This is a genomic window from Streptomyces sp. 8N706 (genome assembly GCF_052245415.1).
In the GTDB taxonomy this organism is placed as follows: Bacteria; Actinomycetota; Actinomycetes; order Streptomycetales; family Streptomycetaceae; genus Streptomyces.
The window spans coordinates 22,405-33,169 of sequence record NZ_JBQQBW010000078.1; the positions used below are offsets into that span (position 1 = coordinate 22,405).

Sequence of the window (10,765 nt, forward strand, 5' to 3'; positions counted from 1 at the left end):
GCTCAGGCCGTCTCCGTGCCCGGCAGCGACGCGCCGGCCCGGTCCTCGCCGGCCGGGTACTCGCTGACCCGGTACTCGCCGGTCCGCGCGATCTCGCGCAGCACATGCCGCAGATGCTCCAGGAACCGTGGCACATTCGCCCGGGCCGCGTCGGTGTCCGGATACCTGGTCTTGAGGTACGTCCTGTCCCACAGGCGGTTGACCCAGATCGGTACGTCGCCGCTGCTGCCCGGCCCGACCAGGGCGTTGCAGTTCGCGGCTGACCAGTCCATCGAGCCCGGCGCATGCCGGAGGTCCATGTACGACACCATGGGCAGCACCTGGGCGGCGTCGGACTGCACGGGGAGTCCCGGAATCAGTTCCGCCACCCGTAGCGGCGAAACCCCGGCCAGGCCCCGTGCCTCCTCGAAGGCGTGATGGGCGCCGGGGGCGATGTCGCCGAATCCCCGGAACGCGCCGAAGCCACGCCCGTCGTCCGCGACCGGGAACTCGACCGGCACCAGGTTGATGAACCACCCTTGTGTCTGCTGCCAGCGAGGCTCGTCCCTGGTGTGCACGACGGACAGCCCGCGGTACGAGGGATGCCCGCCCAGCTCGTACCCGCAGATGGCGAGCGCGGTGAGCAGTCCGGCGGAGAACCCGGCGCCCTGTGCCTTGCAGGCCTGGGCGAACGCCTCCGCCTCGGGCGCGTTCAGCAGGTCCATCTCCACAGGGACGCTCTGATACGTCCCGCCGGGCTCCGTACCGAGGTCCAGTGGGAAGCGTGGGGGCGGTCCGTCGAGGAAGAACTCCAGCCAGCGGCCGACCTCGGGCGAACCGGCGTCGATCCGCGCGGCCCGCTCGCGTTCGAGGGCGCAGTAGTCGACATAGCTGCCGGCTGCCGGCAGCTTCGCCTCGGTCCCGGCCAGCTCGGCCTCGTACAGCGCGCGCAGTTCGCTGAAGACCAGCAGAACGGAGAAGCCGTCGCTGTGGGCATGGTCGACCCCGAACCAGACGGTCGACGGGCCGCTCCCGGCGTCGCTGTCCCGGAGCACCGCGCCCGCTACGAAGGGCGGCCAGTGCATCGGGTCCGTGCCGGTGTCGAACTGCTGGTGCACATGCTCCCGGATCGCGGTGGAGGACGCGGTTCCGCCGAGCGGTACCGGCTCCAGCGCCAGTACGTCCGCGGGTAAGGCATGCCGCCGCAGCGTGGACTCCTGGGGGGTGGTGCCCTCGTCCACGGAGAACCAGGTGAGGAAGGTGGGGTGGCGCCGGATCCATTTCTCCAGCGCCGCGGCCATGGCACCGGTGTCCAGCTCGGGCACGTCGAAGACGATGCCCAGCCACGGTGACTGCTTCCTGCCGGCGGCCTGGTTCGCCAGCCGCCGCCGGATGTGGTTCTCCTGCACGTAGGAGGGCGGCGCCGGGTGCACGGGCGCGGTGGCCGCGGCTTCCCGTGCCCGGTCGGAGATGCGGAACTCGACGAGCTCACCGGGTTCCGGGGCGTAAGCGTGAATCGGGGTCATCAGCATGTCGCGGGATTCCTTTCCTCGGCTGCTTTCCGTGGGCAGCCTGCTTCATCGTGCCGGTCGGGCAGGGGGAATTGCGGGAACAGTGATCTTTATCGCGTTCGGACCCTGGACATTCGAGTGGGAAACTCAATTGAACGCCGTCATGAGAGCGCGATCCACAGAATGGTGGTGTATAGAGGGCGGCTGCGTGGCTCGGCAGCTTTGCCTCGCTCTACCTGCGGAGCTCCCGGCGTCCGGTTTCACGTCAGGGACGGAAGGGGACGGTACGGGACCGTATCCGGGGCGCGGGCGGGATCACCGGAAATCGTGGGCGCCTACGGGGATCCCCGCAGAGAATGTCTTGCCGTTACCGGTCGGACGTCACGGTCGTACATATCGGTGGGGGACACGTGCCTGCCTTGCTCGTTGGGTGGAGATGTGGGGGGCTGAGCGTGGTGAGCGGTGGCCTTCCGGTCCTGCATGTTTCCGGAACGGCATGCGGACATTGGCGTCTCGCCATTCCGGAGAAGGGCGTCGTGTGATCGGTGTTTACCTGACGGCAATCTCCCACGAATACGGGAAACAATTTCGACGTGGGGAGGACCATACTGGCCGGTAGGTCGCAGGGCAAGGGTTGAGATATGCGAAGTATTCACCGGTCGTTGCTGTTTGGCTCGGGGGCATTTCACGAGAAGAGTATTTTGGACCGGGCGAATGGGCAGAGAAGTGCCGTTCGGATAGTTGGGGACATGTCGCTCATGCGGCAGCGGGGCCGGGCCGGTCCTGGTGTGCGGGTCCCGCCGGGCTGGATCCCGCCGACACGCTGCGTCAATGGGGTCCTTCACGCCTCCGGGCAGCCCCCGCCGATGACCACTGACGCCCCTGCGAGTGTCATGTACATCACATCACGACCAAGCGACGTACGGCGCGGGAGGGGTGATGGGCGGTGAAGGGCGACGACCGAGGCCTCGCCCGCGGCAGCACGGCGGCCTGCTGGAGCGAAGATCCGGGCTGCTCGGGGGCCATCGCAGGGCGCTCACCAGTCCGGACAGAGGGCCAGGCTGTCCGGGACCTGTCCGGGACATGTCCCGGACAGCGAACCGTGTTCCCGTGCCCTCCCGGCCTGCTGAAGGGTGACCACGACAGGAACACCTCGATCGTGAAATCGTGAAGGGGGCTCATGCGTACACGTATCTGGCTCACCAGTGTTGCGATGGGAGCCGCTGTGCTGGCCGGCGGCGCCGTTACCACCGCGCAGGCAGCACCCGCCTCCTCCGAGGCCGCCACGGCACCCGGCATCGCGGCGGATTGGCTCTACGTCGGTACCTACAGGACCCTGTCGGAGTGCCAGGCGGACGGCAGGAGCTCCGTCTATGAAGACTGGGACTGCAAGCGGGGGGCCAGCGGTAAGTGGCAACTCTGGGTCCTGGCCTGACCGTTGGAGCCTGACGGCGCGTGCCCCTTTGGCTCGGAGGGGCATGCGCCGTGCTCGTCAAGACCCCTCGTCGGACGAGGACGGCACGTCCGGGGGGAGCCCGTCCCGGACGCCGGGTCCTTGATCTACGGCTTGATGTTCTGGTTCAGATGGAAGAGGTTGCCCGGGTCGTACACGGCCTTGATCCGCGCCAGACGGTCGTAGTTCGCCTTGTAGTTGTCCTGGATCCGGCTCTGGTCGTCATCGGCCATGAAGTTGATGTAACCGCCGCCCTCCGAGTGCGCAGCGGTCGCCCGGTAGTAGTCGCGCACCCATTGGATGTTGGACTCGTTCTCCTCGGGATCCGGCCACATACCGGCGATGACGGTGGCGAAGTTCGCGTCGCGGTAGGCGAAGGCCGTCTCGTCCGGGCTCACGTCGTGGCAAGCGCCGTTCACCGGGTAGATGTGGATGGTCGAGTTGACCGCCGGCAGCCGCGGGGCGTGTTCGAGATGGGCCGCGATGGCGTCATCGGTCAGCTCTCCCACGAAGTTGGCCTTCCAGTAGTGCTGCAGGCCCGGCGGTACGAGCGCGTCGAAGGCGCTGTTGAGCATCGGATACGGCATGGGCCCGATGGCGTCGGCAACGACGGGTGCCACCTCCCGGAACGGCTGGACGGCACGTTCCCCCTCCTCCACCGGTCCGGCCCAGCACGCCATGATCGCCGACAGGACGTCCCCATGGCGGTCCTCGGGGATGAACGGCAGGGGCGGGGCGATCTGGAACGCCGGGAAGCCACCGAGTTCGCGCGGCGCATCGGCGATGAACTCCCGGAAGAAGCGGAGGACGGTGTCCGCGTCCTCCAACTCGTAGAAGATCGGGCCGCCGTAGATGTCCTTGACCGGAGCGAGCCGGAACTCGAAGGCGGTCACCACGCCGAAGTTCCCTCCGCCACCGCGGATGGCCCAGAAGAGGTCCTCGTTCTCCCGCTCGCTCGCGACGAGCAGCCGGCCGTCCGCCGTGACGACATCGGCCGCGATGAGGTTGTCGCAGGACAGCCCCTGGCTCCGGCAGAGATAGCCGATGCCGCCGCCCACGGTGAGCCCCCCGATGCCGGTGGTGGAGATGATGCCCCCGGTCGTGGCCAGTCCGAAGGAGTGCGTCGCGGTGTCGAAGTCGCCCCAGGTCGCTCCGCCCTCGGCGCGTACGGTCCGGGTGGCGGGGTCGACCCGTACGTCCCGCATGCCGGAGAGATCGGCCACCACGCCGTCGTCGCAGGTGCCGAAGCCGGGCACGCTGTGTCCGCCGCCCCGTACGGCCAGGTCGACCTCGTTCTCCCGCGCGGCGTCGACCACGGCCCGGACGTCCCCCGCGTGGGCGCAGCGCACCACCGCGGCCGGTCTCCGGTCGATCATGGCGTTGTGGACCGTGCGTGCGTCGTCGTACGCGTCGTCGTCCGGGCCGATCACCGGTCCGCCCACACGCTCGCGCAGCTGCTGGATCAACGTGCCTGCTGACATGACGGTCACCCCTGGTGCGCTTGCCGGTCGTTCCACGCTACGACGGGGCGGGGAGGCCCGCCTGTCCGTCCCGAGGAGGCAGGATTCCCTCCGACCTGGCGCAGGCGGGATCCCCGGGCAGGCCCGGACGGCGCTCCCGCGCTCGCCATGGGCGAGGGGACCGGGCCCCGCAGCCGGGCCCAGTCGGCCCCTTTCCTGCCGCCCGCCCGGAGACCCCCGCCCGGCGCGCCGATCACCCGCCGTTGGCACATGCTGGTGATACGACGTGCGGGCGTCCGTATCAGGAGGACGCGAGATGGGTGAGGAAGCCCCGGGGCCGGACGGGGACCAGCGGACCGGCAGCAGGCACGACGACGAGTGCCGCGGGGAGGCCGAGAACGCGCTGACCACCGCGCTCGAACCGGCCCTCATCGAAGCCGTACGGGCGAGCGGCGGCTACGGCGGTGGCATCTACCTGCGCTCGCGCGACCGCCGCTCCCTCGTGCTCGCCATGGTCGCCGGAGTCCCCCGCTCCCTTCTGAAGCCCTGGTGGCGCGTCCCCGTCAGCGGCGCCGTCCCCGCCGCCGAGGCGTACCGGAACGAACGGGGCATCCAGCTGTCGGACGAGGGCGAGACCATGCGCCGCTTCCCGCAGATGTCGGTGGGTCTGCCCTATCCGTTCGCCTCCGCCTATCTCCCCGTCCGCGGCCACGACGAGGTGGTGGGCGTCCTGCTGGTGATGCGCTCCACCGCCCGCGGCGCCGGACCGGCCTCCGAGGAGCAGGAGCGGCTGCGGGCCGCCGTCGACGAGATGGGCCGCTCCCTCTCGGGGCTCGACACCCGGGACTGCCCCGTCGAGTACGACGACGAGCCGCTCAGCGTCCGGCTGCCCGCCGTCGCGGTCGCCGGAGTACGGGTCGGCCTGATCGACTGGGACCTCGGCTCCGGCACGTTCGTCGCGGACGAGGAGGCCTGCGCGGTCCTGGGCACCGACCCGGCGGCCTTCGGCGGCACCATCGAGGATCTCGAAGAGCATGTCAACCCCGACGACCTGCACGAGCTGCGGGCCAGTGGCAGGGAGGCCGTCGAACGCGGCTGGGTGCGGGCCCGCCGATTCCGGGTGCTCGAGGGGACAGAGGGGGAGACCCGCTACCGCCCGGTCGAGCTGTGGGGACGGGTCGTCGACGGCCGCGGCCGCCCCGATACGGCGCGCCATCTGGTCGGGGTGGTCGTCGACGCGGCCGCCGGGACCACCGCTGCCGAGGCTGCCGAACGCCTGCCCGACGGTGTCTTCTCCATGGACCAGGACGGCAGGATCACCTACACCAACCACCGCGGCGAACAGCTGCTGCGCTCACCGCGGGAGGATCTGCTCGGCCGGCACCCGTGGGAGGTGCTGACCTGGCTGTCGGACCCCGGGTACGAGGACCGCTACCGGGCCGCGATGCTGTCCCAGGAGCCGACGTCGTTCCTGGCCCGCCACCCCGACGGCGGCTGGCTCGGCTTCATCCTCTACCCCGACGCGAACGGGCTGACCGGCCGGATCTTCCCCACCAGCCCGCCTCTCGGCGAGGCCCGCCCGGACGAGTTCCCCGAGCCGGATGCCTCCGTCCCCGCACCCCTGGCTCTGACGAGGCCCGGAGCCCTCTACCACGTGGTCCACATGGCCAGCGTGCTCACCGAGGCGGTGACCGTGCGCGAGGTGTGCGTCGCCGTCGCCGAACAGCTGCTGCCCGCTTTCGGGGGCCAGGAGCTCGCCCTCTACGTGATCCGGGACCAACGGATGCACCTCGCCTGGGAATCCGGTTATCCCGAGGGCTTCCTCGAGGAGTTCGAAGGCGTACCCCTCGACGCCCACCTTCCCGGTGTCGAGACCCTCACCTCCGGCGTCCCGATCTTCTTCGAGTCACCCCGCCATCTGTCGTCGGCCTACCCCGGCATCACGCTGGACCGCATGCACGCATGGGCGTTCCTGCCGCTCATCGCCTCCGGCCACCCCGTCGGCTCCTGCATCCTCGGTTACGACGCACCGCATTCCTTCACCGCGGATGAGCGCGCGGCGCTGACCGCGCTCGGCGGTCTGGTCGCCCAGGCTCTCGAACGTGCCCGGCTGTACGACGCGGAGTTCACCCTCGCCCGGGGCCTGCAGGACGCCCTGCTGCCGCACCGGCTCCCGCCGGTCGACGGCCTGCGGACCGCCGGGCGCTACCTCCCGGGGACCCAGGGCATGGAGATCGGCGGGGACTGGTACGACGTGATCGAGACCAGTCGTGGAGTCGCCCTGGTCATCGGGGACGTCGAGGGCCACAATGTGGCCGCCGCGGCCGTCATGGGCCAACTGCGCAGCGCCGTGAACGCGTTCGCCACCAGCGACAGCAGCCCGGAGGAGGTCCTGTCCCGGACCAACCGGCTGCTCGCCGACCTCGACGCGGGCGTCTTCGCGACCTGCTGCTACATCGAGCTCGACCCCCGTACGGGCCACGCCCGTGCTGTACGGGCCGGGCACCCTCCGCCGCTGCTGCGCCATCCCGATGGGCGGACGGAGCAGCTGGAGCTGGCGGGAGGCACCCTGCTGGGCGTGGACTCCGGTGCCGTGTATCCGGTGAACGAGCTGGAGGTGCCGCGCGGTTCGGTGCTGGCGCTGTACACCGACGGGCTGGTCGAGCAGCCGGGCAACGACATCGACCAGGGCGTCGACGCGGTGCGCGACTGTCTGGCGCGCGCCTCTCCCGACTCCCTGGAGTACATGGCCGACCAGCTCGTACGGCAGGCCCGCCGCGAGCCGGACCGGCCCGACGACGTGGCGCTGCTGCTCACCGCCTACACCGGGGTATGACGGCTGCCCCGGAGGCGGGAGGTCAGCGCGTCGCCATCAGTTCCCCGAGGCCGGTCTGCAGGTCCTCGAGGTTCATCACGGGAGTGACATCGACCTTGGCGCCGAATTCCAGGAAGAAGGTCTCGGCGACGCTCGGAAGCTGCGAGGACCTCTCCATGTCGAAGACGAGGAAGCAGGTCCGCACGCCCTCGTCGGGGAAGAAGTAGGCCGCCTCCGGCGCGAGCGCGTCGAGCGCCGACATGAGGGTCTTCTCCATCGTCCCGTTCTTGATCGTCTGGTTGCCCGCCTCCGTGGGGATCCGGGCCTTCAGCAGCATGCGCATGGAACTCACCTCATCCGGGCGGACCGCGCCGGGCGCCAATCCGCGCCCGGGTGGACCGCTGGTCTCCTTCCAGCGTCTCTCCAGGCGATCGGCCCCGCAAGGAACGTCCGGACCGCTCGCGGACGCCCGCTGCGCCGATCGGACCAGTCCGCGTGGGGCTCCGGCCCCGGCCGGGAAAGCCTGGGCCCGACGGGTCCCCGCGGCCCGGACGAGGAGGCGGTCATGGCGCTGCGGCGAGGCATCGGACTGTGGCCGGTCGTCGTACGGTGCCTGCTCGCCGTCGTGCTGCTGGTGCTCGCGACGCTCGAAATCCTGCTGCTCGTCCTGGTGTTCGTGCCGCTGCCGCGCCGTCCGCTGCTGGCCACCGCCTCCGTGCTGGCCACCTCGTGGTCCACCCCGGCCCTCGCCGTCCCGGCCCTGCTGGGCTTTCTGGCCGTACGGGCCGTGTGGCGCAGCCGGGTGCGCTGGGCGGGCTGGATCGCGCTCACCACCTCGACCGCCGCCCTGCTGTGCGCGCTGGCGCCGTACGCCGCCGCCTGGCGGACCGCCCGCGCCCACGGCCAAGGGCTGTCCCTGGTGGACCAGTTCGGCGGACTGAACTACGCCCTCGGCCCCGACCGGACCCGCAGCCTCGTCTACGCGCGCGTGGGCCGGCACCGGCTGAAGATGGACCTGTGGCTGCCGGACGGGGCGCCCCGGAAACCGCGGCCGGCCGTCGTCTGGGTGCACGGGGGCGGCTGGGAGTCCGGCCACCGGAGCCAGACCCCGCGCTGGAACCGGTGGCTCAACGACCGCGGATACACCGTCTTCGACATCGAGTACCGGCTCGCGCCCCGGGCCACCCAGCTCCAGCAGATCAGTGATGTGAAGTGCGCGATCGGCTGGGTGCGCCGGAATGCCCGCAGCTATGCCGTCGACCCCGCCCGGATCGTGCTCGCGGGCACCTCCGCGGGCGGCAACCTCGCGCTCTCCGCCGCGTACACCGCGCGGGACGACCGGCCGCGGGCCTCCTGCCGCACGGCGCGCGACACCTCCGTACAGGCCGTGGTGTCGTTCTACGGGCCCACCGACATGGCCGGGCTGATCGCGGGCGGGGCGAATCCGGCGGACCCGGCGGTCCGCCGCTTCATGGGCGGCTCGTACCGCTCGGCGTCGGACAGCTTCCGGCTGGGATCGCCGGCGCAGCTCGTACGGGCGGATGTGCCGCCCACCCTGCTTCTGCACGGCAGCCACGACCGGCTCGTACCGGTGGAGCAGGCGCGCGAGCTGGACGCGCGGCTGAGCACGGCGGGGGCGGTCCACGCGTATGTGGAGATCCCCTGGGCGGACCATGCGTTCGACTACAACTGGGGCAATTGGGGAACGCAGATCGCGCGGCCCGCACTGGCTCGCTTCCTCGAACTTCATGCGCACCCTTGACCAAGATCACCACTTCGAGTGAAACTTTGGCCTGCGCTTGCCGTCAACAACCCAGGGTTGCCACGCTGTTGCAGTCTGTCAACCTATCGGGGAGGGGCCTGTGCCTTTCGGTGAGCAGCCTGCGTACCTTCGGGTCGCGGGCGACCTGCGGCAGAAGATCGTCGACGGCTCGCTGCCGCCGCACACCAGGCTCCCCTCCCAAGCCCGTATCCGCGAGGAGTACGGCGTCTCGGACACCGTCGCGCTGGAGGCGCGCAAGGTGCTGATGGCCGAGGGCCTCGTCGAGGGGCGCTCCGGATCGGGTACGTACGTCCGGGAGCAGCCCGTCCCCCGCCGTATCGCCCGTACCGGCTTCCAGGGGTCGGGCGATTCCACTCCCTTCCGCCAGGAGCAGGCGGACGACCGGGTGAAGGGCACCTGGGAGTCCAGCAGCGAGCAGGAGGCGGCGAGTCCCGGGGTGGCGGAGCGGCTGGAGATCAAGGCGGGGGACCGCGTGATGCGCACACGCTATGTCTACCGGGCGGAGGGGGAACCGGCGATGCTCTCCACCTCCTGGGAGCCGCTGGCCGTCACCGGGCGCACGCCCGTGATGCTGCCCGAGGAGGGGCCGCTTGCCGGGCGCGGAGTCGTGGAGCGGATGGCAGCCATCGATGTGATCGTCGACAACGTGGTGGAGGAGATCGGCGCGCGGCCGGGGCTCGCGGAGGAGACCCTGGCGCTGGGCGGTGTGCCGGGCCATGCGGTGATGGTGGTGGCCCGTACGTTCTTCGCCTCGGGCCGGCCGGTGGAGACGGCGGACGTGGTCGTGCCGGCGGACCGTTTCCGCGTCTCCTACCACCTGCCCGTGAAGTAGCGCTCTGCGGGTGAAGCAACGCTCTGTCCATGCAGGGGCGCCCTGCCCGTGGGTCTGCCGATCCGGGCCTGGTGCGAGCTGCGCAAGCCATGGGCCGAGCCGGAGCCGCACGGCGGGCGCCTGGATGGTGACGTACCTGCTGGTCATGGCCGGAGTGTCCTGGACGGGCGGCAACCGGCGGGCAGGGCCATGCCGGAGGGCTGGAACATCCTGATCGTCGCCCTGATCGGGCCGGCCTTCTATGCCTGGGGCGTACGGAGCGCCTGGCACAACCCGTCGCTCGCCGAGGTCCGGGCGGAGATGGCCGTCGAGACGCCCGCCGGGGGCTCCGGGCGCTCTGAGGACGAGGCCGTCGACGCGGCGCCGGGCGGCGACGGCGAGAAGTCCAAGTTCGAACATGTGGCCGGATGATTACCTCTTTGTGAAAACCCGTATCCGCTGCGTGAAGGTCGGGCGTACGCTCGGGCATATGCGGATTGCGGTTTCCTCAGGGAGCGGGACGCTGGGCGCCCGGGCGCACACGATGGCGCGAAGGGCAGGGCGATGACCGACAGCGGGCCTGTCCTGCCCTGGCTGGTCATACGCCAGGACGACAACGGCAACCAGTACCGCGTCGGTCGCTATGCCACCCGGGCCGAGGCCCAGCGGGTCGCCGACCGGCTGGGCGACAGCGGCCACAAACAGCTGTACATGGTCGAGAGGGTGGGGCGGCGGACGTCGTCGTAACGGAGAAGACCCGCACCCCTGCGGCCCGGAGTCCGCACCTACCGGCGCGGAGCTCCCGCCTAGGGCGTGTTTCGAAAGGAGCGCCGTCCGCCCGAAGGGCGGGGGTCGCGGCTCCCCCAGCTACCGCTGGGCGGTGCCCCCAGGTGCGTGCGATCGCAAGGCGGTGGGGGTACCCCCGGCCGGAGGCTGGGGGAGGTCGTCCTCGT

General features: G+C 70.7%; 9 protein-coding genes. 6 read left to right on the top strand and 3 right to left on the bottom strand.

The window, feature by feature from the left end; all coding sequences use genetic code 11:
* Positions 1–2: 2 nt before the first annotated feature.
* Positions 3–1,511 carry a condensation domain-containing protein gene (locus tag ACTWQE_RS24505; protein ID WP_443331196.1) on the bottom strand — a complete coding sequence of 503 codons (1,509 nt, stop codon included), beginning with the start codon at positions 1,509–1,511 and terminating at the stop codon, positions 3–5.
* A 1,159-nt stretch (positions 1,512–2,670) separates the two neighbouring features.
* Here ACTWQE_RS24505 and ACTWQE_RS24510 point away from each other — a divergent pair.
* The gene (locus ACTWQE_RS24510; RefSeq protein ID WP_443331197.1) at positions 2,671–2,925 is read left to right on the top strand and encodes a hypothetical protein; all 255 of its coding nucleotides are present in this window, start codon (positions 2,671–2,673) and stop codon (positions 2,923–2,925) included.
* A 125-nt stretch (positions 2,926–3,050) separates the two neighbouring features.
* Here ACTWQE_RS24510 and ACTWQE_RS24515 read toward each other — a convergent pair whose 3' ends face one another.
* On the bottom strand, positions 3,051–4,424 hold the full coding sequence (locus tag ACTWQE_RS24515) for an FAD-binding oxidoreductase (protein ID WP_443331198.1): 1,374 nt from the start codon (positions 4,422–4,424) through the stop codon (positions 3,051–3,053).
* A gap of 295 nt (positions 4,425–4,719) precedes the next feature.
* Here ACTWQE_RS24515 and ACTWQE_RS24520 point away from each other — a divergent pair, with 295 nt between their 5' ends.
* Positions 4,720–7,239 carry a SpoIIE family protein phosphatase gene (locus ACTWQE_RS24520; RefSeq protein WP_443331199.1) on the top strand — a complete coding sequence of 840 codons (2,520 nt, stop codon included), beginning with the start codon at positions 4,720–4,722 and terminating at the stop codon, positions 7,237–7,239.
* A 22-nt stretch (positions 7,240–7,261) separates the two neighbouring features.
* On the opposite strand, the gene ACTWQE_RS24525 is transcribed toward ACTWQE_RS24520, so the two are convergent.
* Complete coding sequence (locus ACTWQE_RS24525; RefSeq protein WP_443331200.1) at positions 7,262–7,561, bottom strand: hypothetical protein; 300 nt, start codon at positions 7,559–7,561, stop codon at positions 7,262–7,264.
* A gap of 222 nt (positions 7,562–7,783) precedes the next feature.
* On the opposite strand from ACTWQE_RS24525, the gene ACTWQE_RS24530 reads away from it, so the two are divergent.
* The 4 genes from ACTWQE_RS24530 to ACTWQE_RS24545 all read left to right on the top strand — a co-directional run bounded on the left by ACTWQE_RS24530 (position 7,784) and on the right by ACTWQE_RS24545 (position 10,559).
* The gene (locus tag ACTWQE_RS24530; RefSeq protein WP_443331201.1) at positions 7,784–8,980 is read left to right on the top strand and encodes an alpha/beta hydrolase fold domain-containing protein; all 1,197 of its coding nucleotides are present in this window, start codon (positions 7,784–7,786) and stop codon (positions 8,978–8,980) included.
* A gap of 100 nt (positions 8,981–9,080) precedes the next feature.
* Positions 9,081–9,833 carry a GntR family transcriptional regulator gene (locus tag ACTWQE_RS24535; protein WP_443331202.1) on the top strand — a complete coding sequence of 251 codons (753 nt, stop codon included), beginning with the start codon at positions 9,081–9,083 and terminating at the stop codon, positions 9,831–9,833.
* A 48-nt stretch (positions 9,834–9,881) separates the two neighbouring features.
* Positions 9,882–10,244 (top strand): hypothetical protein, encoded by a 363-nt coding sequence (locus ACTWQE_RS24540; RefSeq protein WP_443331203.1) that lies wholly within the window; start codon positions 9,882–9,884, stop codon positions 10,242–10,244.
* Positions 10,245–10,376: 132 nt separating this feature from the next.
* Positions 10,377–10,559 (top strand): SPOR domain-containing protein, encoded by a 183-nt coding sequence (locus ACTWQE_RS24545; protein WP_443331204.1) that lies wholly within the window; start codon positions 10,377–10,379, stop codon positions 10,557–10,559.
* Positions 10,560–10,765: the final 206 nt, after the last annotated feature.